Genomic DNA, 26785 nt, shown 5'->3' with positions numbered 1-26785 from the left:
TTATTCATAATAAATAGATGTCGAGTAAGATTGACCGCTCTCGTTTACGCCGCCATTCAATGATGTGTGTTGTGCCATTACCCTATAATTATACCCCTTTGATACTGTAATGGTCTTTCCCCCAAAAACATAATCCGAATTGGCGTTACTGTAACTATAGCTGCTTAATGTAGACCATTTCCCTCCGGAATAATATTGCAAACTCAATTTTAGACCTATTTCCCCGACTGCATAGGATGTTGATGTTGAACCAGTAATCCTGATTGTACCATCACCATTGTTAGCTATATAGCATTGTCCATCTGATATTGTTTCGTAAGCTTGTGGTGTTACTACCCCACTCCCGCTTAATTTGGCTTCCGTAGCTCCTAAAGCTACTTGGGTCCCTAGCAGCATGAAGATAGCTAGAAGCAAAGGAATAAGTTTTTTCATTGCACATGTCCCCTCTCTGTTATTCTAATATATAGAGTATAAGAGTGGTTCAAAAGGTTACAAGTATTTGGTGTAAATTTTTAAAAGCAATACGGAGGGTGTAGTTACTTGGGGTAATTGACTTAAGGAAGAAGGACTTAAATATTACTAATATTTAACATCCGATAATGGGTGCGTATAGGAACCTAGCGATTGATTAAGAAACGCTTTAGCTCAATGCGTCTTTTGAATGAGTCAGAAGGAGTTCATTATTTCAGACGAAACCTATTCAAAAACAGAATTACACCTCTGTAAAACTGGTCATTACGGACCATGACGGTAAAATACTCTTTGAGCATCTATAGTAGGTAGTTAGTTAGTTGGCATCAGCTAATAGAGACATTTAAGATACTTTTGGGTCGATTCAATTAGCAGTATAACAGCGAGTTTTCTCAAACTGGTGTTATTTCTTAACAGTTGGTAAAATTTTTGCCAAACATATGTAACCTTTTGTACCCCTTTTATACTCTATATAATGTGTGAGCAAATAAATCTAGTACTTCACTCGCAAATTCAAGTTTTAGTGCAAATGTTAATGCAACTCTAAAAGTGTATACCTCTGGATCGTTCGGCGAAATTCAAAATTGTACTGGTATAGGGTCAAAGATGGCAGTCGGAATGAGTGGCTCCACATGGACCCAGATGTATACATGGTCAGACCCAGCTACAGGATCATCAGAATTTCCAACCACATCGGTTACAATAGGAGCTAGCGGATATTATGTACGTGTTGTATCTAACAGCGTAGGATTCTCGGGCGGAGCAGGTTTTACGGTAACGGGCGAGACCTCTAGTACTACAACATATACCTCTGAAACTCAAAACCTCACCTATACTTGGAATTTGTATTAATAGCTCAGCTCCGTTAATAGTTATATTGACAATATCAGTTAAGTTATGCGCTTAATTGATATTGTCACCACATAGGTAATAGAATGAACTAACGACTTGTTACTCTAAAATAATTTCTTCATTTTTTTAGCTTTCGCGTTCAAATATGTTTCAATTATTGTTGGAGTTAACACTAATTGCAAACATATTTACATAATAGGGAGGAGAATAGTTAATGTTTATTTCAAAAAATAAGTGGATCTTAATATTTTCCGTTTCAATAATTGCAATATTAATTTTATTTTTAAGTTTGAAAGATAAGCCTAGTACTGTAAAAATTAATAATATGGAACAGGCGAAACAATATCTTGAAAATCATACATTTGGCGATATATCCATGATGCAGTTATATAATCAAATTCTTGTCTATAATTCTAGTATTGATCAAAAAATAGAATTAGAAGAATTAAAAATTGGACTTACTACTGATTATAAAGTAAGAGTAATGATTATGAATGTCATTGATACGTCTAATGCTGAGTTGAAGAGTTACTCTATACAATATAATAAAGAAACTAATTATTTAAATGTAATAGAAAAACAAGGAGAAGAAAACAAAACAAGACCATCCGCAACAGAAGTCTTAACAAAACTTGATAAGTACAAAGACCGAATAACGTTTCCCAAAGGAAATTATTCCTATTATAATGTTAATTTTTATTCATCGGGCTCTATAGGCCCAGGAGATAATCTATATGCAATTAATGATCAAGGTGTACATATGATAAAGGATACAATGCTAGAAGGTTTAATTTTTATGGTATATGGAGATTCCATAAAAAAAGAGGATTCTCCGATTTATTACATAATGACTTATTAATGGGGTTGCATACATGACTAAATTATAAAATCAACCTTTTACCTTTTGTACCACTTATATACTCTATATATCAGAATAATGGCGAGTAGGGAATTGGTCAAATTGCATAATTTCAAATATATGTATTTAAAATTATGATGAGGTGATATAATTTTACACGAGGCGTGTTGAGGTGGCGGAGTGGTTGATCGCACTCGACTTAATCGAGCGGTGGCTTAGGTCATTCGCGGGTTCGAATCCCGTCCTCTCCTTGAACCTTAAAAATCGTTTATTGGGCAACTTTTATGGAACGATACACATTTATTACATGAGTCCAACACAAAAGCACCAGCGTCCTTTCTGGACCTGCTGGTGCTTTTGTCATAATCTCAGTTATAGGACGCAAAAAGCGATTTGAACGTTATCGATCAATGCGATACTTTTTAAAGGAGAATGAACGATGAACCCACAAGAAAAAGTTTTTGAAATGCTTAATGCTTTAAATATCGAATACCAGATCATTAATCATCCAGCTGTTTTTACAGTGGAAGATATGCACCTGAACATAACTCAATATGGGGATGTGTGTAAAAATCTGTTCTTAAGTGATGCAAATGGTAAACGTCATTTCCTTGTGGTTTTAGATAAAGACAAAAAGGCCGATTTAAGAATTATTCGAAATCAACTAGGTTGCACAAGATTGAGCTTCGCTTCTGAAGAAAGGCTTTTTAAATACTTGCATCTTCAAAAGGGGCAAGTAACCCCACTAGGGATAATTAATGACCCGGATTCTTTTGTCGAGGTTGTACTAGACAATGATTTAGCAGGAAAAAACAAGCTTGGATTTCATCCGAATGATAATACTGCTACGGTATGGATTTCTTTTGATGCTTTGAAAAAAATCATTGAGCAAAATGGTAATATAATTCACTTTGTAACTATTTAAACCGGGTGCTTTATGTAATGGACCTAGTATTTATAGCCATCAGAAAACGTGGATTATTCTATCATGACCGTCAACAAAATGCGGCTAGGTTTTGAATACCTGCCGCATCGTTGGAAATTCAAGTTATTCGGCATCTCCCCCACTTGTCACATTTTCTCCGTCATACCTCTCACTAGAAAATCAATTACCTTATTTTTATACGCTTCATGGGTCACTGGATCCTTGGCAGCGAACTCGCTCAACTCCCATATCAGTTCCTTGAATGTTCTAGCCTGTCCAAGAATCGTATACGCGTAAGATTCTTGGACAGGCCTGGCTTCTGTATAGATGTTACTTTTTTATAGTTTGGCCGCAGACTGTAACCTCTGGACAAGCAGGATCATAACTAAATGGACAGGCTGAGTTCACCGCGGCTGGTCAATAGGTCGGAAAGGATGTGAGGACGATGGCGGTAAATGCGACGTCTTTAAATTCGACGCTGATTGTAAAATACCAACCGGGACCACACCCGCCGGCGGCCCGGAGATCAGGCAGAAAAGCCTGAATGATGTGAAGGCTAACGCCATGGTACAGGATGTTTATGATGTGGCGGCAACTTTATGCAACGGTCTCGTCCCTAATAACCTTCCTCATACGTTTAATCCATGTGCTCGCATAAGAGAGACCAGCTTTTCACGGTTTGTATCCTCCATAGTAGTGAGAGGCAATCTGAGATAATCCTTGCAGAAACCCATAGCTGCCATAGCAGCCTTGACCGGAATAGGGTTTACTTCACAAAACAGTGCGTCTAAAAGGGTAGAAAATTTAAATTGCTGCTCTGCACTGCCGGCAATGTCACCATTAAAGAAACGGGTGCAAATCTCACGTGTCTGTGCCGGCATAATGTTGGAAAGCACAGAAATGCCACCAATTCCACCAAGCGCCATAAGTGGAAGTATCTGATCGTCATTGCCTGAATACAAATCAAGCTTGCCACGCACACGCGCCATCGTTTCAACAATCTTCGAAATGTTACCATTTGCTTCTTTAATCCCTACTATATTTTCGTGTTCAGCTAATACCTCGTAGGTTGCGGGCTCAATATTAATCCCTGTCCGTGAAGGCACATTATAGAGAATGATAGGCTTTGTACTCTTGTCTGCAATTTGTGTAAACATTTTAATCAGGCCTTTTTGCGTAGCCTTGTTGTAATACGGGGTAACTACGAGCATTGCATCCGCACCTGCTTCGCAGGCACAAAGAGTGAGGTCATGCGCGTATTCGACGTCATTACTACCCGTGCCTGCGATGATCGGCACTCTGCCTTCTGCGTGCTGAACTGCGAATCTAATTGCTGCTCTGTGCTCGGCGTCAGTTAGGGTCGACGCTTCACCTGTGGTTCCACAAATCACCAGAGCATCAATCTCTTCTGCAATTTGCCAATCGATCAATTTACCAAGCTGTTCATAATTAATTCCTGTTTCGTCCAGAGGAGTGATGAGAGCAGTGGCGATACCTTTGAAAACAGTGTTCTTTTTCATATTAATTCTACGTCTCCTTTTAAATAAAAAAATAGCTGATACGGAATCAGCTACTAAATTACCCATATGATTTTCCAATCATACTGTAATATAGATAGCTCTCCGCAAACGCGACAGTTGAACAAATCTTATTTTGTTCAACCAGCCCAGTCCCCACGTAATTGGGATGGACTTCGGCATCTACACCTTTCACCGAAGCTACGGTCTTGCGTAAACCTTAACAACTTCGGGTACTGATTGTACAATGCACCTCTATCGATTATATTCAGTCTATTCATATATCGTTATACTTGTCAAGCCCAAATTAGTAGAAGCACAAGGATACGGGAGTACAATGGAGCGGTTCTTGTATATTAAATCCTTCTTGCATAGTAAAGGGTTCGGAAATCAAACCTTTTAACGATACCTATACTTTTTAACGAAAGGTAAGAATTCTGTCCGAGGAGGTGTGCATCTTTTAATGATAATGTGCAAAAAATGAAAAGCGTCGTTTCAAACGATGCTAAACTTGCTCTAAAAGGCCGAAATGCCCAGTGTTACTGGACTTTCAATTGTATCAATTATTGAGTTATGTTATGTCTAATAACTCAATAATTGATACAATTGAATTATGTACATCCTTGTGCTTCGAGGGGGGTGCATTTTCATTTAGTGGGGTGCGAATTTAAGAGGGTGCCCTTAGGGCTAAAGAGTGCTTTTTTATGGGATATTGCTAAAGCTGTACGGTTGTTCCAAAATTATTAACGATTAAGGGTTGTATAGCTCTTGAAATTTTAAATGCCGTATCAGAGACGTTCCCTCCTTCTAAAAGTAAGGACGCAATCTTTCCTGAAGAGTCAATATAATTTATTATGAGGTAGTAAGTGTACGATCTCTTTTCCTTGCTTCTGACTCTCAACCCTATAGCAAGCCCTGTTTGGCCGGAAATTAATTCTCCAACGATTCCTTGTGCCGCACTACTATAAACGATGTTTGCTATTTCAACATCTGTTTTTACTTCGGCTGCTCTTATTTGATCGAGATCAAGGTTAAATGTAATTCCTCCACCCTCAACGACGAGGCTATTAGCCGTCACGTATACATAACACGATGTTTTTTCCGCTATCGGGAGTCCCTCTACGTGTATTAGGCTACTATCGACAATTATTCCTCTTTCTTCCTTCAGTTGTTTTTGCTGCTTCTGCACCTTTAATTCCCTCTTTGCCTTGAATCCAAAAAATGCAAACATGATCGCAAATACAAAGGGTATCCAGGGATTCTCAACGCTTCCTGGCTCCATAAGTCCAATTAAAAAAATTCCTGAGCCTAATATGGCTACAAATATACATAAGATAAAAGCTACAAGTCCAATGACCCTATTATACATTGATTAACCGCCCCACCTTTTTACCCATATCATACCAGTAGGTAACGATGATTACAATTCATCGTTACCTACTGGTATGCTCATAGAATCAGCCAATTGTTGTAAGGTGAAATCAAAGTCCATCTCTTTCCCTACACTGCTTTTGCCCTCATCAATATAGTGACTTATATCGCAAAAAAATCTTTATTCCAAATATCTGAAGTTATATAGTTTTGAATTTCATTCAACATTACTACTCGAAGATTATCGGGGCATCAAAGTTTGCGGCATAGACGCTACCAGTAAGGGCATCTGGGAAGTTGTTGCCAGTGGCTATACAGACGCTTTGTCCCGATAAATCGAAGTATTGGGCTACAGCCAGAGAGATTGCATAACGGTCTTGAATGAAACTTAAGAAGAAAGCCACCCCTTTCGAGGTGACCTCCGTTTCTATATAAAATCTTCCTTCACATACTTTGAGTAAAATCCGACAAGCCCTTGCGCTCCGGCTTTAGGCCTTCGGCAAGCGCAAGCGCCTTTTCCCAGGTTTTTTCTGTTTCATATTTAAGAAATTCGTATAGGGATTTCAATTCCTCAACTTCATCATACTTCTGGAGGCATTCATAGTACAGCCGCTTCTCCTCGTCATAGACAATAAGGGGCGGATGGTCGCGGGTCATGAGAAAATAGTTCAAAAGGGTCCTGCCCACTCTGCCATTACCGTCCGCGAAAGGATAAATGTACTCAAACCGGGCGTGAAGATAGGCGGCTGCTTTCACTACATCCCCGCCATTGTAGGCATTCATTTCGGCTATCAGCTCCGTCAGGTCACGTTCCACATCATCCGCGGCGGAACCAACCTCATGGACTCCAGTCACATAATCGTGTTTTTTAAACTCACCCGGACGTTCCTCGTTTTCTATATACCTGCGCTCATCGTAGGTGCCGCTGGTGAGAACCTTATGGATTTCTCTGATCAGCTCGACACTCAGAGGTTCCTTTTTTACGATTTTGTCTTTTAAAAACTCATAGCAGAGCTTTTGGTTTTGCTGTTCGAAGATAGCGCGGGGACTGCCGGTGTAATTTGCAACCTTGCCGTTTTCAAAGATTCCTCTTGTATCGTGATAAGTGATTTCGTCGTTTTCTATCTTTCCGGAATGGAACGCAAACAGGATACGGAAGCTGTCAAGGTATTTGTCCAGCTCGGCGGCAGACAATATTTTGTATGACTTCCACAGTTGGACGGCCCGGCTGTATTGCTCCATGTGCGTTCTCCCTTTTTCACCATTACTTTCCTATTATACCATACCGCTCGAGATTTTAAGCAAACCTGGAGATTCCTTTCTGTTAGGAAGAATCCTCATTGGCTTAAGAAATTTCAGTTCTTCTTAATTGCAGAGCTAATCTCACCCATTCTCCCATGAATCCTATTTATTTTATTTCCTGTTTTCGGGTCATTAGCGGTGGTTGGATTAGGGAAATGAACCTTAAAAGCGCTGCCTTCTCCAAGTTTGCTGAATACTTGAATTTGTCCCCTATGTTCACTAGCAATCCAGGCAGCAATCGCTAAGCCCAGACCTGTTCCGCCTTGTTTTCGAGAACGGGCTTTATCAACCCTGTAAAATCTCCTAAAAATCTTTTCTTTCTCAGAATTATCAATCCCTATACCGCTATCTGTCACCGAAATTTCAATTGCATTTTGTATTATAAACATTTTCAAGCTAACAGTACCGCCTGCCGGTGTATATTTAAAAGCATTATCAAGGAAGATGCTTACCATCTGTCTTACCAAGACTTCATCACTATACATTATCACCATAGGCGCTATAGATGATGTGAATATAAGGTTCTTACTCCGAAACAGGGGCTTAAAACGAGAGACAAGTTGGGTCAAAAGATTTGACAAATTAAATTCGTCATGTTTAAACTGAATTTCACGCGCATCAATCCGGGCAATAAACAACAAGTTATTAATCAGCTTACCCATATTCTCGGTTTCACTGTAAGCATTTTGCAGCCAATCAATATTATCTTTAATACTGCCGTCCTTGTCTGCTAACGCGACATCTAGGTTACTTTGTACTACTGTCAGCGGGGTTCTCAGTTCGTGTGAAACATCAGCGATAAATTCTCTTTGCCGCTGCCAGGCATGCCTGACCGGCATCATAGCCCGACCGGCCAGCCACCACCCAAGTAAAGCCGCTACAAGAATAGATGCCACACCGGTTGCTATTAAAAGGTTAGTAAACTTGCTGATAAACTTATTAAGCATACTGAGATTACAATACGTCTGTACAACTCCATTTTCCTCGTTGTCATGAAAAGGAGTTGAAAAGATTCGATAATCAATTCCTTGCAGACTGATGATATCCCAGCGTTCTTCTTGGTCCAGCCAGGTCTGCAGTGCAAATTCCTGACTTTCCTGAAAAAGAGCCTGATTTTGGATAGTAGATTGGGTTATATCTATATTTTCATCCCGCAAGATATATTTAAACAACGGGTCAATATATTCCTCACCCGCGGGAATATTGCCCTTTTTAGGCGGTCTATCATCGAATTCCGGCAAAATGTTCAGATCTCTTACCAAGGCTGCCTTTACTTTCAGATCTCGGTCGGTTGTGATTTTATTGGTATAATGTACATTAAAATAAGCAATGCTGATGAACAGAGAAATAAACAATACTAACATCAGTGTATAGTAGAAATTTAATCTCATCCGCATATTGCGCAGTTCTCTAAACATAATTACCTCGCTTCCAGGGTGTAGCCAATTCCCCTCACCGTGGCAATAACATGACTGGCATTACCTATTTTCTTCCTAAGATAATGAATATATATTTCTATGTTATTGTCGGTTACCGTATTATCGTAGCCCCATACTTTATCGATTATTTGCTCACGGGTAAAGACCATGCCCGGCCTTCGCATGAGCATCTCCATAAACTGCACCTCTTTATAGGTGAGCTTAATTTCCTCCTTATCAATGTTAAGTGAAAGGCTGTCTGCATCCAGGCTCATATTACCTAGACATAATTCTTTACTGATATAGACAGATTGGATTCTGCGCGATAAAGCCTTTATTCTGGCCATAAGCTCTGCCATCGAAAAGGGTTTTCCAAGATAATCGTCGGCGCCCAGATCCAGACCGGAAACGCGGTCGGTAATCGAATCCAGAGCAGTTAAAAGCAATACCGGAGTTGTTATTCCGCGGTTGCGCAATTCTTTCAATAGTTCCAAACCACTTTTGCCCGGAATCATAATATCTAATATGATAATATCGTAGATTCCTTTTTCCGCCAGCATTAAACCATCGTTTCCGTCTTCAACACAATCCACTTCATAATTCTTCTGCTTAAGAGTATGAGCTATTGCCGCGCTTATCCGCTCTTCATCTTCGATTATCAATACTCGCATGACGGCCACCTCAATTATTGATAGAACTTTCGCCTTGACACAATGCGCTTTTTCTGTCAAAGGTGAAAGCTCCCTATCAAATTCCTTCTGTATCCTCTTTAGCTGTTTATCGAATTATTGCCCAGAACAAGCTCATCCTTATTTCCGGAGAACTTGCGCATTACTTTACTTCGCCAGTCATCAAAAATACTATATACGACCGGCACCAAGACTAGTGTCAGGACAGTAGACACCAAAAGACCTCCGACAACAACTGTTGCCATAGGCGCCATGGTTGAGGCCTCCTCCCCTAATCCAGCTGCCAAGGGAAGCATAGCCAATACAGTGCTTAGTGAAGTCATCAATATAGGCCTTAGTCTTACCCGGCCCGCTTCGATAATCGCTTCGTTCTTCCCCATCCCTCTGTCACGAAGCTGTTTCAGGTAATCAATTAACACAATGGCGTTAGCAACTACAATCCCCATCAGCATAATAATCCCGAGGAATGAGCTTACACTCAAAGATTTGCCTGTTATCGCCAGCGATAAAATGGCTCCGATGATAGCTGTAGGCATGGTAAACATGATTATAAAGGGATCAAAGAAAGATTCATACTGTACAACCATGACCACATACACCATAATAATCGCTAACACCAGGGCCATAAGCAGGCCCGAAAAGCTTTCCTGCATTTGCCTATTAGCACCACCGAAGCTAATGCTATACCCTTCTGGCAGGTCTATCTCGGCAGTTTGGGTTCTGATTTCCTGGTTAACACTATTGTTATCCCGTCCATAGATATCCCCGGTGACCGTGGCCTGGCGAACCTGATCAACACGATTGATCTCGACCGGTGCCCGGCCCAGCTCAAAAGAAGCAATATCGGACAACTTAATATTATCACCTTTTGCGTTAGTTATGGTCAATTTCTTTAGATCTTCCAGATCCTCAACAGCCTCTTTATACCCAAGTGCAACAGTAATATCCTCACCATTATCACTATAGGTGAAGGCCTCTAGGCCATTCATCACATTTTCTACTTCCGAGGCAATAGCAACCGGCGTCAGACCGTACATGGAAGCTTTGTCCCCGTCAATGAATACCTTTACTTCCGGTTCTCCATCTGTCAATGAATTGCTTACATTGCGGGCACCGGAAACCCCTTTTACTATATCGGCCACCTTAATCGAAATCTCTTTCAAGGTATCCAGATCATCTCCTTCGATCTCTACGCTGATGTCGTCGCCAGCCATACCGCCCATGGTCGTATTTTTAGTTATTTCAATTTTGGCTCCTGCGACTGAGGCTACTGATCTTCTTAATTCCTCCATGATTTGGTCAGTGCTTCTGCCCTTTTCTGTTTCGTCTGCAAGGGTGGCAGTGATACTGGCCTTATTATTACTGCTGCTCCTAGACATTCTCGACCCACTACTGCCTACCGTTGTGTAAACATCCTTCATTTCCGGAACTTGAAATAAAATATCTTCAATCTGAGCTATGATGGCATCAGTATCATCGAGGGAAGACCCTCTATCGGTTTCAATACTGATCGATATTTCATTAGATTCCGAGGAAGGGAAAAACTCCATCCCGATAGAGGTTACCGTCAGCAGTGAGGCTACCATAAGTACTCCTACGGTAATAAGCACTCTGCGGCGGTGCTCTAATGACCAAGCTAGAACAACTTTGTATTTTTCACCCAAATTATCTATCGAATTGCCAAAAGCATTGACTATTCGGGCAAATATATTTTTGCGCTTAGTCGGATCAACTGCCTTGATGACCTTATTGCTCAGAAAGCGTGACGAAAGCATAGGGACTACAGATATCGCTACAACAAAGGAACAAGCGATGGCTATACATATAGTCGCTGCCAAGGGTTTAAACATCATTCCGGCCATTCCTTCGACTGTCATCATCGGGATAAAAACTGCAAACAGCGTAAGGGTAGATGCCAGAACCGCTCCACCGACTTCCTTCGCTCCCAAAATAGCTGCTTCCTTCATGGAAAGACCCAAGGCCCGATGGCGGTGAATATTTTCATAAACCACAATAGAATCATCGATGATTCTACCAATCCCCATAGCTAAACCGCCTAGGGTTATGGTATTGACCGTATAACCGAGAAAATACATTCCGGTAAAGGTTGCAATTAGAGACAAGGGGATGGATATAAAGACAATCATGGTACTGCGCCACCTGCGCAGGAACATCACCAATACTACCGCTGCCAGTACAGCTCCTTCGTACAACATGCGTTTAGTGGAATCAATAGACTCCTGAATACTTTCAGATTGATCTGAAATTATCTCGTAATGCAGCTCGCCACCCAATTCTTGGCTAATTTCCTCAATTTCATTCTTAATAGCTGTACAGGCATCAACCGTATTAGAGCCCGATTCTTTTTGACAGGATATCCCTACTGAGGTTTCGCCATTTAACCTCGTATACATAGTCCTATCCGCCGTAGTATCTTCAATAGTGGCAATATCTCTCAGATAAATAGTGCTTTCCCCTATAGTTATGGGAATATTACCAATATCGGCAACCCGATTATACTCCTGTATAGTACGAACATAATACTTGCGGTTCCCATATCTAAGAGATCCCGTTGACATATCGAAGTTTCCTGCTTGCATGAACCCGTTAATATCCTCTAAAGTTAATCCGTAACTTTCCATTTTATTAGCATCTAACTCTACTTGGATTTCCCGTTCCTGCCCACCTGTTATGGAAACTGAAGAGACTTGAGATATACGTGATAAACGCGGTTCAATTGTATCTTCTGCCAAGCCTTGTAACTTTGCCAGCGACATGTTCTCACCGGATAAGCTGATCTGAATAATTGGCATCGAGGAAGAATCAAATTTCATGATAGTTGGGGAAGCTGCTCCGTCAGGAAGCCTGCTTTCAATCGTCCCCACTTTATCCCGGATATCGAGAGCAGCTTGATCCATATCTATACCATAATTAAAGGTTATCATAATCGTAGATGAACCAGAACTAGATGTGGACTGGATGTCCTCAACATCGCTCAAGCTAACTAGGGCAGACTCTAAGGGTTTAGTTACTTCTTCCTCAACAGATTCCGGACTGGCGCCTGTGTATGTAGTCATAACAGTTATCATAGGCATTTCCATCTCCGGCATCTCATCAATGGAGAGCTTGGATAGATTTATAAAGCCCAGTAAAACTATAGCCAGTGCTAAAATCGTAATACTCGCTGGTCTGTTTACCGCAAATTTAGCGATTTTGTCCATCATGACCGCTCACCCTCTTTACTCTGAATGGTCAGTAATGATCCGTCGCTAATCAGTGTATTGCCCAGAGTGACAACTTTATCACCTGCTTTTAATCCAGATAATATCTGAACATAATTCCCATCATTTATGCCAGTTTTAACTTCCACACGAGCGGCACGCATTTCCCCATTCCCTTCAGTTACACTGTATACTACATTAACCCCATTATCTGGTATTATGGATGACAGTGGAATACAAAGAGCACTTTGGACACCGCTGGCAGCGATTGAAACTTCAGCATACATACCTGATTTGGCTTCCCCATCTACATTATCTAGGGTAATAGTAACCGGATACATGCTTGAGTTGGCGGCAAGCACTGAGGCAATACTGCTGATTGTACCGCTTAATGAATCTTGATTTACAGACTTCACATACACGTCTACTTTGGCATTTAGCTTCATTATCGAAATATCTGACTCCCCAACCATAATCTCGATCTTCAATTCTTGGGGGTCACTGATGACAGCAACCGTATTAGACGTATTAACATAATCCCCAACGGAAGCATCAATTCTGCCGATAGATCCGCTCACCGGTGCAGTAATCGAGGTATAACCTATCTGCTCTTGAACCGCTAGCAATGCAGCCTCGGCCTCGGCCACGGCTGCTTCTACAGACCCTGAGTTTAATAAATCATAGGCATCCTTAGCATTTTCCAACTCCACCTGGGTTGTTGCTTCTGCGTCATACAATGATTTAGTGCGTTCATAGCTCTTGCCTGCAGCTTCCAGTTTGATCTGATTGTTGACCTGATTTGCCTTTGCAGAAGCTACCTGAGCTTCCGCCTTTTTTAAAGAAGCTTGCAGGCTGCTGCTATCTAAAGTCATCAACGTCTGTCCAGTTCCGACTTCCTGACCTTCACTTACATTTATCGAAATTATCCGCGCACTAGTCTGGGGAAGTACCTGAACTTCTCTGCTTGCCTTCAAACGACCGTTATAACTGATACTGCCATAAATATCTCTTGACTCTGCAGTCTCAACATTTACTGTTATCGCTGATTCTGCTACCGAAGTAGGCATTTGAGGGCTGCATCCTGATATCAACAATAATGAGCCCACCAATATTACTGTTACCCACTGAAGAATATTGACTCTTTTTTTATTAGTCACCCGATGATTCCTCCCCTTTGTTTATCAATCATGAAAATTATAATTTACAAACCTTTATATTTTCTTAAATAGAATACCTTATCTTAGGATTCATGTATTTCCAAACCGCCCTTACCCTACTCTTTTTTCTATGTGTCGATCGATTAATTATAGGGTTTAATATCTGCAAGGACTTCGATTTATACTTGTATAACTAAAATCAGAGTTTTATTTCTTTACTGTACAAACAAAGAAATCCCCTCGTTAGAGGGGGAGTGAAGGAGGTGAATATGAAAAGAAGGTACTGTATATTAACCCGAATTAACGGTTAACTGTCTGTGTCCAAATCGGCAGATAGCAACATTCTTAATAATAAAGGAACCATACCCACTAATAATAGGGTGATAATTAAAGTCATTCTATATTCAACTCATTCTTAACTTATTTTTCAACACCAATTTCTGAAGACACTGTTATTATCCAATATTAGACTGAAATAGGCCTGAAGATTAACTGAAAGTTTGCTGAAAAAGCTCTTAGTCTATCTTCATTATTTGTCGAAAGTACTTTATATTCATATCTGAATCGCCTTTACACATACAAAATTGGTATTCCGATCTTCTCTTACGTGCCTTGAGGATACCAAAGAGATGCCGCAGCAGGCATCTCTTTGTGCACTAGTCTCTGTCCTTTTTAATATTCAAATTTGTCTTAATCCTAGGAGGATATTGTTTCAGTGTCTCCACCATGTTAGTCGCTATCTTTAAGGCCTCTTTCCTGTTTGCTTCCTTCTTCACCGGGTCTACTCTGTTTAAGTCAACGAGAGTTTTCAGCAGTCCCCCGTAGGCGCTGAGCATATTGTCGCGGTGCATAGCGTATTGGGCGTCGTATTTCATGCTGTCGGCATTGGTATTCTCTGCTGGCGGCACAGTTTGCACAGTCTTCGGCTTGATAATCTTCCTTTCCACCGGGATCAGTTCCATAGGTTTATCTATAGGTTTATCTATAGGTTTATCTATTTCCTTTTCCGCTTCCTCTGCCTCTTCCGCCGCACTTCCTTGCTTTTGTGTCACCAGATTTTCGGGCTCTTGAAGGTCTTCTTCCTGAGGCGTCCGGCCACTTTCATCGATTGTCTTTAGTAGCTCCCGCTGGCTCATATTCCCAACATCATTGTCCGCTATAAATTGATCCCGATCCTCTAGCGGGATCCCAAACAGCGTGAGTCCTTGGGTGTAGTTCAAATGGTGCAGCGCTGCACCATTTGGGGAATCCTCCCAGTCGGAGGAGGAGAGTATAGGCCCGTACTCCCGGAAAGTTTTCATCAGTCTACTGGCCGTGCTTCGGGAGTAACTCACAGATTCAGTCAGCCATTTGAGCCACTCCCCATGGGGTACCAGCTCTTTGGCTTCCGTCAGACGCCGTCCGATCTCCACGGCATTGGTAAGCAGCATTTTGCCGCTTTCTTCCTTGATAACGTTAATCTCGGACGCAATTTGCTCAGGCGTCCTGTTGGAAATTGCCATCCTCATACCGGCGTCCCATCCTTTTTTCGGAATGTCTTTTCAGATACCGTTATAGGATATGCCGAGCCCCAGACAAGTGTGAGTTTGCTTGCAAAATACGTTGAGATTCTTCAACTGATTCCATAAGTCCGCGCAGCTTAAAGGCAGATATTGGTCTATGTCTAGTTTTTTGCATTTTACCTGCGTTATTCCATGCCAATTTTCCGGGTCCATTGAAAATTCCTCTGCATTGATAATTTCCTTTAACTTGCGTCCGATAAAGACCGTTATGAAAAGTGACAGCCCCCCTTTATCTAATTAAAAGACAGGGGGCTGTCACTTGGTTTACCTTTGACATTAACATGTGGCTTACTTTTTTGCATAGACATACCAGTAACTCGGAGTTATGAATACTTTTTCTTTTTCCTTCTCCAAGATAGGAGTCCAATTACCAAACCATTACTACAGAAAATGACCAAGCCAAAAAATATGTTATTAACAAATCCGAAATTTCCGAAATGAAATCCATTTTCAATTATTTGTAACATGATCCCAAAGATAACACCCATTGGTAGTCCCCACTGGAAAAAACCCTCACGCAGTAAGAATTTACCCATCCCTGAATTTTTGGACTTTTCCCATTCTATCCGTTCCCGTTCTTCATTATCTTTTTGTTTCAAGTTTTTCTTCCTCCCTCATAATAGAGCCCAGTGTTTACATAATAATATAAAGAGAACCCTTTATGCGGGTTCTCTGTTCTAAAGCTGGACACTTTGATTAAAAGTGCTTCTTACCGTTATCTACAACATCCTGAAAAAGAAAGAATCGTATAGTAGGAAAATCCCATTTATTAATCGGATATTCTTTCACATAACAATAATCCCAATCAAGAGTTTCACCCATTGCAATTAAACTATAGTCTAATCACAATGGATGTACTTGTTGTTGCATACTTACAAAGTTCTCTCAAATAATCTACTCTTTCCTATTTCCCCATCAACTGTCCAAGCTGCCGCTCAATGTCTTTACTGACAACAGCCTCTCCACCGCATAGGGTCGCTCCAATCAGTTTTTTATCCTTAAGATAAGTCATGACCTGATCGGACAAGCTTCCATCTGCCAGAATAATCGGGGCATTATGATTGGCCGCATAGACACTTCCAGCCAGAGCATCCGGGAAGTTATTTCCTGTGGCTATGCAGACGCTTTGACCAGATAAATCAAAGTATTTTACTACGGCAAGAGAGGTTTCATAGCGGTCTGCTCCAGCGATTCTCACAATATTAGTTTTGCCTAATGACGTGATCTGTGTGACTTGGCTTTCTACAGTTGCGCTGATGACCCCATCTCCTCCGATGATATATACTTTGGTGGGCTTGATTTCGGCAATCTTGTTCTTGACCACATCGCTAAGTCCGTCTTTTTGAACTAAAAGTATGGGGTACTGCATTTCTGCTGCTATACTACTAATGGATAATGCGTCAGGATAGTTGTCTCCATAGGCAAGCACAATCGGTGTTCCAGTCTTGGCCTTCAATTGATCCGCTATTTTGACAGATGTTTCATACCTGTCAGTCCCGCCTAATCTGGTGATATTGGCGAACCCACTCGCTGTTACTTTACCTTCCATGGCACTGCTGACGACTGCCGTGCCACCTAGGATATAGACCGTTCCTGCCGGGTTCATAGTATCCTTCATGTAGTCCAATATTTTTTCTTGATCGGCATCAGAACTTCCAACCAGTAGGATTGGCGCATTAAGCTTGTAAGCTAGAACACTTCCGGCTATGGCGTCCGGATAGTTGTCTACAGTAGCTAAGATGACATTTGCAACCTCCCCTGTACAGTTTGCTTTGGCGATGACGAGCGCAGTATCGACACTCGTCAGACCCGAAAGTCTTGTTAATCCAGAGGTTGGTTGATTCATTCTAAAGTCCCATTTGACGATATCTTGTTCCACAGAAATTGTTGGGCTTGTATAGTTGTTGTAACCATTTTTGGTGGCAACGATGTAGTAATCTGTCGTGGGGAATACCATGAAGCCATAGGCACCTGAGGCATCACTTAGCTGAGGATTTAGATTATTGTTGGGCTTAAATCCATTAATACCCGGTAAAGGTACTACAGTGTCAGGAGTTTTGCCATCGGTCTTGTTTCTTTCCGTATTGGCATAATACAAGGTGACATTTGCTTCTGCAATAGGCTTGCCTGTGGCTGCATCAATGATGACTCCATAGGGGTCGATTAAAGTACAGGTTAAACTTACAGCACCATTGCTAGAAACTGTGACATCCATTGTTCCGATCGTAATCGTTTGTCCGTTCCCTAAATCATACGTGATATTAAAGTTATTGTCCGTTCCCTTTACTAGTCTCGTCAGATTTATTGTTCCATCATCAGAAACTGTTACAGGCGAGCCTGCTGCTGTTGCAAACGTCACTTTAGAAAGATCACTTAAAGAACTCTTAGTTCCGTCAGGTTGTTTTAGCATTACAGTTTGAGCTACATTCATGGAAACTGTAAAATTCCCATTACTATCCGCAGTTACGGTAGCTGTCACATTGGAAACCTGTGTACCATTACCGTCTATTACACTACCGGTAACGGTAGTAGGGGTTGGTGATGGGGTTGGCGAGCCGCCACCGCCGCCTCCACCGTGGGTCGGTGCCGCATTGACCGTCACCGTTGCCACATTGCTCGTTGCAGTGGCTGTCTGGTTCCCAGTTGCTCCACTGTCAGTATTAGTCACTACACAATAGTAATATTTGGTTCCCTCAGCGTCTGTCGGTGCTGAATAGCTGCCGCTTGCCGCACCGCTGATGATAGCTCCACCCGTGGTGCTGTTTACTGTATTGCTGTACCACTGGTAGGAGAGCACCACTCCACCGCTTGCTGTAATGGATAAGTTTGCTGTTCCTCCTACATTCACCGTTTGATTACTTGGCTGGGTATTGATGGTCGGTACTGCCACGTTGGTCGGGAATACCGCTGTCACAACTCCTGAACCAGCACTATTGGTTGTTGTTGCTCCAGCCACTGTAAAGAAGTTGGTAGACACACCCGTCAAGGTATAACCTGCTTTGGGTGTGAGCGTAATTGTTACCGTGTATACTGTACTCGGTGCAAATGTTGTATCTGCTGGTGACCAAGCAATCGTTGCTATGTATTCTGATGTAGCAGCTATTGTCGATACTGGAGTTGCACCTGTTACTGGCGCCGTTACCCCAGCTATGGCTGCTGTATCGATTGTGACTACTGCTACTGCTGCTACTGTTGCCGTGGCTGCGTTACTTACAGTCTCACCTGTGGCTTGGGCTGTCACGGAAATGGTGTCACCTGATGCTAATGTTAGTCCGGAGACTGTCCAGTTTCCGCTTCCATCAGCGGTTACTGCCGGTTTGGCTGTTCCATTAACGCTTAACACAACGCTCGCTCCTGCGACAGTTGTACCACTCACACTTGTATTCCCTGCGGTGGGTGTTCCCATAATCGTCGGGGTTGCTGTTTGTACAGGTACAGGTGCTGCTGCTACTGTTGCCGTGGCTGCGTTGCTTACAGTCTCACCTGTGGATTGGGCTGTCACGGAGATGGCGTCACCTGTGGCTAAGGTTAATCCGGAGATTGTCCAGTTTCCGCTTCCATCAGCTGTTACAGCCGGTTTGGCGGTTCCGTTGACGCTAAGCACAACGCTCGCTCCTGCGACGGCTGTGCCAGATACGCTGGTAGCACCAGCGGTGGGCGTTCCCGTAATCGTCGGGGTTGCTGTTTGTACAGGTGCTGTGGTATTAATTACGATTGTAAAGCTTCCGCTTGAAGACCAGTTGCCGGCGGCGTCTTTTTCCTGCACATAAAGCGTATGCGATCCTTCGCTCAACGCGCTGCCGGGAGTATAGATTGGAGAAGTCGTTGCTGTCGTCCCGGAGGAAAGATCGCTGTCATCCAACTTGTACCTGTAATTGCCGTCACCCTCTCCGCCTGACGACCAGGTCCAGGTCGGCGTGTTATCGTTGGTTGGCGTAGCCCCTGTCACCGTCGGGGCGTCCGGTGGAGTGACATCCATAATTATGCTAATGCTCCCGCTTGAAGACCAGTTACCTGCGGCGTCTTTTTCCTGCACATAAAGCGTATGCGATCCTTCGCTTAACGCGCTGCCGGGAGTATAGCTTGGAGAAGTCGTTGCTGTCGTCCCGGAGGAAAGATCGCTGTCATCCAACTTGTACCTGTAATTGCCGTCACCCCCTCCGCCTGACGACCAAGTCCAGGTCGGTGTGACGCTGTTGGTCGGCGAAGTTCCTATCACCGCCGGGGCGGTCGGAGGAGTAATATCTACAACAATGGTAAAGCTGCCGCTATTCGACCAGCGGGCCGGAGATGCACCATTCGATTCCTGTACATAAAGCGTATGAGGACCTTCGGATAAAGCGCTTCCCGGAGTGTAACCCAATGAGGTCGTTGTAGTAGCTCCCGAAGTTAAGTCGTTATTGTCGAGTTTATATTGGAATGTCCCATTGCCCCCTCCACCTGCAGTCCAACTCCAGGTAGGCATCGTGTTGTTGGTATATCCTGCTCCAGTCACCGAAGGAGGAGTTGGCGCTGGAGTGTAAGTTAAATCCAGCTTTGACCATAAATTTGTATTACTATCCTGATTGCTAACAAAGTTAAAATCATCATTCGTACCTGAGCCCTCTGTTCCTGTCAGGACGAAAATAACATCTGTTTTCCCAGCATCAACACACGATTGAATATAGTCTTTAACATTAAATTCTTTCCAACCGCTAGAAGTTACTGGAACATTTGAATAAGGAGCAGTAGGACCTATAGTAGAATCATAAACAATACCTGCTGAATTATAAGTAGGAAAAGCCGGACTTGGGTCAGTTTCATTCCAAGATTCATCCGTAGTTGATATTAAATTCACCACTGGGGCTCCTTGAACATCTACAACATAAAATTTAAATGTGGCATAGGTAATTGTTCCTGTAATTCCGGCAAGACTTAATTTGATAGCCGATCTTGCATATGTGTAACCTGGTTCACTCCCAACCCAGTTAATGTTCATAGTTCCAGAATTATCTTTAATCGTATCGGTTTCAGCAACTGTATATGATCTGTTTTCTACTCTAGTACTATCAGTCGCAACATCCTGTGATACATTAATTAAATCACTTGCTGCAAAAGCAGCATCATTAGATGTAAAGCTTAGAATTGATAAAACTATTAAAATCAGAAATAATTTAAAATATGTACTTTTTATCACAATATGCTGGCACCCCCGTAAAAAACTTATTCTTATAATCTTTAACCTCAGATTAGCAAACCATTATTTAATGCCCGTCTTTTGTTTGTGTCAAGTTCATCATATTGCTGTTAATATGATTTTAAAGTTCATAGCCACCTAGAGGATAAAAGCAACTATCTTCCAGGTGGTTCAAGGCTTTTATAATCACGATCCGACAGATATTGTACATAAATATGTTTTTTGATCTGTACCAGATACAGAAGAAACTACGATATCAATTGTATTACTACCTGAGCTCACCGGAACCGTTAAGGCAACTCCACTGGTTGCAGGGGTGCCTTTTATTTTGATTGTAGCGCCAGTATCCTCTGCGGTAGCGGTTATTAAAACACTTGTGGTACCGCTGGTCGTAGTAGTATACGCAAAAGTATTTTGATTGAAAGTCGGGGAAAGCGTGAGTGTCACCCTTCCTGACTTAATTACCAACCCCGTCAAATATGGACTGCTGGCTCTGGTCACATTGACTGTATATGTCTGCGGGTCACCTATAACAGGAGTTACTACTGCATTGACCGATGTAACGACTCCCGCTGTCAGGCTGATTGGCTGAGAGGACTGCCCTCGCGGCACAGGAACACCGTTTACCGCAACTGTGGCATTAGGGTCTGTCGTTGTTGGTATCACGGTTATATTTTCGGTGTCAAAGCCCACCGATGCTGTATAGGTAGTGGTTGTTTTTATAAACGGTTGACCAAGGGGGAAGCTGGTAGTACCGTTGTTTAGGCTGAGTGCTGATAGAGTCGAGTCGGTGGGAGGTGCATCATACACTTCAAAATCCGCGATCGAGGCAAAATTGGTATTACACCTTAAGCCTTTGGTAATGTAAACCCTTACCCACCTGACCTTGCTGGGTATGATCATCCTGTCGGTCGAATTTGCCGAATTGTCGGTTACGCTGTCAAGGTCAAACCAGTTTAAATTATCAAGGCTTCCCTGGAACTTGTAATCTATCAGGTTATAATTCGGCGACCAGCCAAGGCCTCCCATCTGCCTGACGACCCAGCGGTTGACCCAACAGTTAGTGCCGAGGTCGACCCTCAACCAATTGGGTGCCGGTGCTCCCGACAGTGGAACCGGAGAAGAACCCAGCCATCTGTTCAACGGTGCCACTGATCCGTCAACCCCTTTTGCTGGTATAAAGGGATTGACGAAACTGCTCGCGTCTGCGGCCTTATTTAGAACAATATTACTCATATTACTGTCCATCCTTTCAAAAATCCCTTAGTTAAAGTTTTATATCCCTTAATCCCTGGTCGGGTAAATGCCGGAGATACAAATATAATATCCCGTCCCAGGCAATGCTTCTGCTCCCTGCAGGTTGGGGAGATTGAAAGTAGTTTGGCCGTCTCCGCCAAATTTGTTGCCGATTAATGAAAACAGAGCTGAATTCTGCTGTATATAAAGCTGCTGTCCGTTGCAAAGCATCCAGCCCATTGGCACGAAACTATAGGGGAAAACAACAATTTGTCCCAAGAAATAATCCATGATCTTATCCTCCCTCAATAAATTAAGATTTTCCTCAAATTCTAAACGTTCCGATTAATTCCTGCTGGGATATGTGCCTTGTACCGCTATGCAGTAATGCATGCCCATGCCTTGCATAGGCAACGCATTTCGCAGGTCAGGCAGGCAGAAGGTGGTAGTGCCGTTTCCGCCAAAGGTGGTGCCGAGTAGTGTAAACAAAGCCTGATTTGTGGCAATGTTCAGCGTTTGTCCCTCGCAGAGCATCCAGTAAGAAGGTGCAAAATCAAAGGCAAATAGCTCAATATCTCCTAAGTATGGGTCCATAATTTACTCCTTCCAAAATAAATAAATTTAGTAAAATAAGAGTTAATTTTCCACTATAATTTAAATAATGAAAAATTGGCTATAGGTCTTTATTCCCTTTTATAATAAATTTTGATATATAACAAACAATAAATTAATTCCCCCTTCGAAAATCGTCATTACAAATTCTTCATTATAAGTCAAAAAATTACTCTAAATATTGCAATAGCCCTTAATATAGAATTGAAACGAAATGACACAATCCCTTCTTTAGCACTACTTTTGTGCCAGCTGAAAAACCTCATTAACTGATATTTCAATTTTGTTACCCCACCGAATACAGATTCCATCAGTTGTTGCCGTTTTAAAAAACTGCTTGTCAGATAGCATCCCAAACCTAACAGTATGAAGCCTGCTTTCAAGATTCAGCGTTACGCAGCTGCCGTTGTCAAGCTGTACCTCTAAGCGGTAGTCCTCCTTGGGCACCACATTTTTTATACGGCTCATTGCATCACCTCCGAAAACTAAAAGTTCACCATACAATGATTGTATAGTGAACTTTTATTATTTTATATCACCCACTGGGTGAATTTTCGTAATGAATCTTTCAGCTTCTATTCGCTCAACGTTTCCAAATATCGTTTCAAAAGAACCCGTGAGTTCACGCCTAGCTTAACAAATATACTTTTTAGCTGTGTTTTGACTGTGTTGGGTGAAATATACAATCTTTCACCGATTTCTTTATTGGTATGTCCGTCAACTGCAAGCTGTACTATCTCTTTTTCTCTACTGGTTAGCCTGGGATTTTCCTCTACCGAAAAGTTTTCCTTAATCATTTGCTCTACTGACTTCTGATAGGTCTTAAAAAGCTCCAATATTATGCTAATATCCTCTCGATAATTACCATCCTCATAAAGTTTCTCAAGGAGAGGTTTAATATAATCACAGTTCTCTACAAAGGGTACATACACTTTGTCCGGCATGGCTATAGAAAGTGCCTGCCTTAGGGCAGAACGTGCTTCGTACTCCCTGAATACTTGTTTGTTTGCCGCTGCAAGGTAGATGTAGGTATAAATTTTTCCGAGCAAATTAGGGAAAACAGAGACTATGCCGATAAAATGTTCAGCGCTCCCTATGAGCTTTAAATATTCTCCGTTAATTAAAAGGACTCTGCCATAGACAATATTTAACATCGGCACCGTTGGAAAAAGAAGCCTGCTATTGTTAAAATCACCTATTTCTATCCAGCTTGGTATTTTATCCCGTCGATACAAGAGAGAATAAACAAACCCCTCACATATATTAATGGTATAAATAAAGTTTCTTTGACTTACGTCCGAAATACTCTCGTACATGACCCGAAAAAGTTCCAACATATGGGAATAATCCCCTTTGAAAAAAGCAAGGCGTATTTGCAGAAATAGAGCGCAAAGAACGATCCCTGTCTGCTTATTTACCTGAGCCTTGTATAAGGCTTTATGGATCACAATCTCGGCATTGATAACATCGCCCATGTTAAAATATCTTTCCGCTTCCATGATATATTCAGCTCCATAGCCGTGGCCGTTGGTAATTTGGTAATAATAGGGCAAATTCTTTATTAAGTCTAGAACGTGTTCTTCAAGCTTGCCGCACTCTCTATAAAACATATGTAAAACCGATGGAGCTCCATAAGTCCAATTAGCTTTCAAATCTATAAATGAAGTAGGTTCACTAAGCAATTTGCTTGCTTTTCGGTGATGCTCTGACATTTTGTTAATATCGTTATATCCAGTGAAACTTAGTAACAGCTCATATTCCCCTAAAAGCCGCTTTCTAAAGTCATCATTCAAGCTCTCATCCCTTTGAAGGTTGAGGTTAAATTCACTGCAAGCCTTACTAAACATAACTGGTTCTTTATAAGATATAAAAGCCATAGCAAATATAAGTAAAGCAAAGTGATGCGTGCCCTTCACCTCCTCAGGGCATTCTTCAAAATACTTTAAGAACAATTCTTTTTTATTCTCGTTGTTCAATCCATTAGCCTTGTTTTGTTCCAGTGAGAAAAGCAACTGATCAAAATCCTTACACTTATAAAAATAGTGCATAGCGGCAAAATAGTCACCCGTTTTCAAGTACCACTGAGCAGCTCTCCGTTCGATTTCCGTCCTAACGTTTTTGCTTTCCAGCATGTCTTTGAGGAAGTTGGTAAAGATATTATGCATTTGATAGGTTTTAGTCTTGCGATCGTATTTCACGAAAGCGTTTTTATTTGTAATCTCAGTTAAAAGCTTACCTGCATTTTCTTTTTGCCACATGTGGGAAGCCTGTTCAAGGGTAAAGCTGTCTAAAATACAGAGGGTTAAGAGGAAATCTTTGATTTCCTCCGAAAACGGTGTGTAGACTGCTTTTTCAACAAGCGAATAGATGTTGATTAGAGTGGTAAAATTGCCATCCTCAATATAGTTAAGCATCAGAAGATACAAGGCACTTATCCAGCCTTCGGTAAAGGAATACAGCTTGTCTGCTTCAGTATCCTTAAGACTGATTCCGCACAGCCTGTAATACTTTATAACTTCCTTGGACCTTAGTTCAAAGGTTTCTTTGGTTATATGATTTAAATACCCTTTAAGCATAAGTTCATCAATGTTTTGCAGCTCTGTAAAGCGTGCAATAAGGACTATGTGAAGATTATCTATTTCATTTCTTACTAGAAACTCAATAAAGCTGTTGATATCGGAACTATCCATCAGGTGGTAATCATCAATCACGAGCACAGTTTGAACAGGTAGCTTAATATCTACAATAATATTAAAGGCTTCCTGCCTTGAAACGCTGTCATTAGGAAACCCAAGCTGGATAAGACTCTGTGAGCGGTTGTCATCCAATTTACTAAACAGGCGTCCAAATCCATACCAATTGCTGTTTGTTGAACTGTCATTTACTTTTTGCCATAATACATGGGCTCCGGTACTAATTAAATGCTCCCTGACAGCAGTTGTCTTCCCATAGCCCATGGGTGCTTCAACGATAGTCAGAGGATGATCAAAGATCCTGCCCATGGCTTCAGTTATACGCTCTGAAAAATATAAACTTTTGGTATTATAGCGTTTTGCTATGGCCAATAAATGCACCACCTTCGCGATCACGGTAGAGATGCCGGTTACCCGACACCCCCCACAGTCGAGTAAGCCAAGGGAATCTCACCCTTTGCTTCAAACGGAGCCGGACTTCTTACGAACCTCATAAATCTCTAAACACAATGACAAGTTGACAAAAGTATGTTTCCTCATATTCGGTCAAATTCGGGCTTGTGCGTCGATTAATTTGTTTTTAGTGTGCCGTTTTTCGGTCTGATTTACATATTCTATCCTTAGTCTAGAAATCCTTTTTTCTTTTATACACTCTGTTTTACTATAGTTTTCGTTTGAGAATTTATAGCTAATTCTACTACTGTCAACTAGATGAATATTACGGCTCAAGAGAGCCACAAAGCTGCAGAACCCCCCACTTGTCCATATTGACGCTATCGTAGGCGAGATAGATTTCTCGTTTACCTGTATCTTTGTTGTCTTTATAAAGCTTAATCTTGTTGTAGGTGTCGGAGTCTATCGATAGCTTATGGACGTAGTCCGTCATGAGGCTGTTATCCCCGACGATAAAGTCCAACAACAGATCATCTATATTTCTAACGAACAAAGAGCCAAAGTCATCAAAGAAGACATAGTTCTTGCCTGAGTTAATGAGAGTCAAGTCCAACGCCTTGCAGATGATGTCCAACAGCTTTTGATTATCCTCGCTCATGGTAGGTATCCTGTACCCTGTATCGTCAATTTGACCAAGCTTGAGCTTAAAATCTGTGGCTATCTTACGTTCGGTACACGGCGGTTCCTCAGTTTACGCTGTAACTTGTCGATAATACTCTGAAAAGGACAGGAATCCAAATCCTTTAATAACATTGTTTGTTAGGGATTTGGCTAGGATTGGGCTATTGGATGTTCTCCAGTAGCTCTTTCTTGTGTTTGCATATTCCCATGCTTTCTGCTCGCGGATCCCCAGTGACTTAAGCATTTTCAGCTTTGACCTCACTCGTTTCCACTGTTTCCAGTAGATCATGCGAATACGTCTTCGCATCCAAGAATCGGTTTCTAACAGCAACTTCTTTATGTCCGCTAGCTTAAAGTAGTTTACCCACCCCATAATGTAGCGTCTGAGTTTTGTAGCCCTGAGCTCATTACCCATTCCGTTACTTCTGCTAGTGAGTTCTTTTATTTTACTTCTCTACAACTCCTGCTCTCAGATATTTATGGATTAGCGATATTACCCGTCCATCCTTGATTGTTCTTGACAGCACTTCTATTAATTTACTTTGATTCACGATATCGAAGTACTTTTCTTTAGCGATGTAAGATAGAGCCATAAGATTTCTCTAGTACAAGATCATGAAGTCTTGTAAACTAGCAAAGAAAGAAGGGCT

The 26785-nt window shown here is 41.8% G+C and carries 20 protein-coding genes, 4 pseudogenes and 1 riboswitch; of the genes and pseudogenes, 4 read left to right on the top strand and 20 right to left on the bottom strand.

Annotation, left to right across the window (positions count from 1 at the left end):
* Entirely contained in the window at positions 1 to 432 is a 432-nt protein-coding gene (locus tag E4K67_RS00115; RefSeq protein WP_135544398.1) for a hypothetical protein, read from the bottom strand.
* Positions 433 to 1089: 657 nt separating this feature from the next.
* Here E4K67_RS00115 and E4K67_RS00110 point away from each other — a divergent pair.
* The 4 genes and pseudogenes from E4K67_RS00110 to E4K67_RS30420 form a co-directional block, all read left to right on the top strand.
* Positions 1090 to 1323 carry a hypothetical protein gene (locus E4K67_RS00110; RefSeq protein ID WP_206752163.1) on the top strand — a complete coding sequence of 78 codons (234 nt, stop codon included), beginning with the start codon at positions 1090 to 1092 and terminating at the stop codon, positions 1321 to 1323.
* A gap of 214 nt (positions 1324 to 1537) precedes the next feature.
* A complete protein-coding gene (locus E4K67_RS00105; protein WP_135544396.1) occupies positions 1538 to 2182 on the top strand; it encodes a hypothetical protein in 645 nt (214 codons plus the stop codon).
* A gap of 439 nt (positions 2183 to 2621) precedes the next feature.
* Positions 2622 to 3107: a prolyl-tRNA synthetase associated domain-containing protein gene (locus E4K67_RS00100; RefSeq protein WP_135544395.1), complete on the top strand. Its 486-nt coding sequence runs from the start codon at positions 2622 to 2624 to the stop codon at positions 3105 to 3107.
* Positions 3108 to 3552: 445 nt separating this feature from the next.
* Positions 3553 to 3707: pseudogene (locus E4K67_RS30420) on the top strand (DUF1659 domain-containing protein); the annotation flags it as partial.
* A 29-nt stretch (positions 3708 to 3736) separates the two neighbouring features.
* Here the strand turns inward: E4K67_RS30420 and dapA are convergent.
* The 19 genes and pseudogenes from dapA to E4K67_RS00005 all read right to left on the bottom strand — a co-directional run bounded on the left by dapA (position 3737) and on the right by E4K67_RS00005 (position 26550).
* On the bottom strand, positions 3737 to 4627 hold the full coding sequence (dapA, locus tag E4K67_RS00090) for a 4-hydroxy-tetrahydrodipicolinate synthase (RefSeq protein ID WP_135545117.1): 891 nt from the start codon (positions 4625 to 4627) through the stop codon (positions 3737 to 3739).
* A gap of 87 nt (positions 4628 to 4714) precedes the next feature.
* A riboswitch (Lysine riboswitch) is annotated at positions 4715 to 4890 on the bottom strand.
* Positions 4891 to 5339: 449 nt separating this feature from the next.
* Entirely contained in the window at positions 5340 to 5993 is a 654-nt protein-coding gene (locus E4K67_RS00085) for a hypothetical protein (protein ID WP_135544394.1), read from the bottom strand.
* A 241-nt stretch (positions 5994 to 6234) separates the two neighbouring features.
* A pseudogene (locus E4K67_RS00080) lies at positions 6235 to 6375 on the bottom strand (cell wall-binding repeat-containing protein); the annotation flags it as partial.
* 64 nt (positions 6376 to 6439) lie between these two features.
* Positions 6440 to 7237, bottom strand: coding sequence for a Fic family protein (locus tag E4K67_RS00075; RefSeq protein ID WP_135544392.1), 798 nt, complete (start codon positions 7235 to 7237; stop codon positions 6440 to 6442).
* Between the two features lie 113 nt (positions 7238 to 7350).
* Positions 7351 to 8715, bottom strand: a complete 1365-nt coding sequence (locus tag E4K67_RS00070; RefSeq protein WP_135544391.1) for a sensor histidine kinase — start codon at positions 8713 to 8715, stop codon at positions 7351 to 7353.
* Positions 8716 to 8717: 2 nt separating this feature from the next.
* Positions 8718 to 9446 carry a response regulator transcription factor gene (locus E4K67_RS00065; RefSeq protein ID WP_338031803.1) on the bottom strand — a complete coding sequence of 243 codons (729 nt, stop codon included), beginning with the start codon at positions 9444 to 9446 and terminating at the stop codon, positions 8718 to 8720.
* 38 nt (positions 9447 to 9484) lie between these two features.
* Positions 9485 to 12628 (bottom strand): efflux RND transporter permease subunit, encoded by a 3144-nt coding sequence (locus E4K67_RS00060; protein ID WP_135544390.1) that lies wholly within the window; start codon positions 12626 to 12628, stop codon positions 9485 to 9487.
* On the bottom strand, positions 12625 to 13782 hold the full coding sequence (locus E4K67_RS00055) for an efflux RND transporter periplasmic adaptor subunit (protein WP_135544389.1): 1158 nt from the start codon (positions 13780 to 13782) through the stop codon (positions 12625 to 12627). The genes E4K67_RS00060 and E4K67_RS00055 overlap by 4 nt, the downstream gene beginning before the upstream one ends.
* A gap of 656 nt (positions 13783 to 14438) precedes the next feature.
* Complete coding sequence (locus tag E4K67_RS00050; protein WP_135544388.1) at positions 14439 to 15290, bottom strand: DUF3102 domain-containing protein; 852 nt, start codon at positions 15288 to 15290, stop codon at positions 14439 to 14441.
* A 43-nt stretch (positions 15291 to 15333) separates the two neighbouring features.
* Positions 15334 to 15519, bottom strand: a pseudogene (locus E4K67_RS31410) (DUF6998 domain-containing protein); the annotation flags it as partial.
* A 148-nt stretch (positions 15520 to 15667) separates the two neighbouring features.
* Entirely contained in the window at positions 15668 to 15943 is a 276-nt protein-coding gene (locus tag E4K67_RS00045; protein ID WP_135544387.1) for a hypothetical protein, read from the bottom strand.
* Positions 15944 to 16248: 305 nt separating this feature from the next.
* Positions 16249 to 20520: a cell wall-binding repeat-containing protein gene (locus E4K67_RS00040; protein ID WP_243454282.1), complete on the bottom strand. Its 4272-nt coding sequence runs from the start codon at positions 20518 to 20520 to the stop codon at positions 16249 to 16251.
* Positions 20521 to 20706: 186 nt separating this feature from the next.
* Positions 20707 to 21756: a cadherin-like beta sandwich domain-containing protein gene (locus tag E4K67_RS00035; protein WP_135544386.1), complete on the bottom strand. Its 1050-nt coding sequence runs from the start codon at positions 21754 to 21756 to the stop codon at positions 20707 to 20709.
* A 48-nt stretch (positions 21757 to 21804) separates the two neighbouring features.
* A complete protein-coding gene (locus E4K67_RS00030; RefSeq protein WP_135544385.1) occupies positions 21805 to 22047 on the bottom strand; it encodes a phage tail protein in 243 nt (80 codons plus the stop codon).
* Between the two features lie 54 nt (positions 22048 to 22101).
* Complete coding sequence (locus E4K67_RS00025; protein ID WP_135544384.1) at positions 22102 to 22350, bottom strand: phage tail protein; 249 nt, start codon at positions 22348 to 22350, stop codon at positions 22102 to 22104.
* A 255-nt stretch (positions 22351 to 22605) separates the two neighbouring features.
* Positions 22606 to 22836, bottom strand: coding sequence for a DUF2442 domain-containing protein (locus E4K67_RS00020; RefSeq protein WP_135544383.1), 231 nt, complete (start codon positions 22834 to 22836; stop codon positions 22606 to 22608).
* 107 nt (positions 22837 to 22943) lie between these two features.
* Positions 22944 to 25433 carry a helix-turn-helix transcriptional regulator gene (locus tag E4K67_RS00015; protein ID WP_135544382.1) on the bottom strand — a complete coding sequence of 830 codons (2490 nt, stop codon included), beginning with the start codon at positions 25431 to 25433 and terminating at the stop codon, positions 22944 to 22946.
* Positions 25434 to 25785: 352 nt separating this feature from the next.
* Positions 25786 to 26181, bottom strand: a pseudogene (locus E4K67_RS00010) (XkdQ/YqbQ family protein); the annotation flags it as partial.
* A 24-nt stretch (positions 26182 to 26205) separates the two neighbouring features.
* Positions 26206 to 26550, bottom strand: a complete 345-nt coding sequence (locus E4K67_RS00005) for a group II intron maturase-specific domain-containing protein (protein WP_158408347.1) — start codon at positions 26548 to 26550, stop codon at positions 26206 to 26208.
* Between the last annotated feature and the right edge of the window lie 235 nt (positions 26551 to 26785).

Source organism: Desulfosporosinus fructosivorans, assembly GCF_004766045.1.
GTDB classification, from domain to species: Bacteria; Bacillota; Desulfitobacteriia; order Desulfitobacteriales; family Desulfitobacteriaceae; genus Desulfosporosinus; species Desulfosporosinus fructosivorans.
The sequence above is the reverse complement of the archived record's forward strand: the minus strand, read 5'-3'. Positions and strand labels throughout refer to the sequence as shown.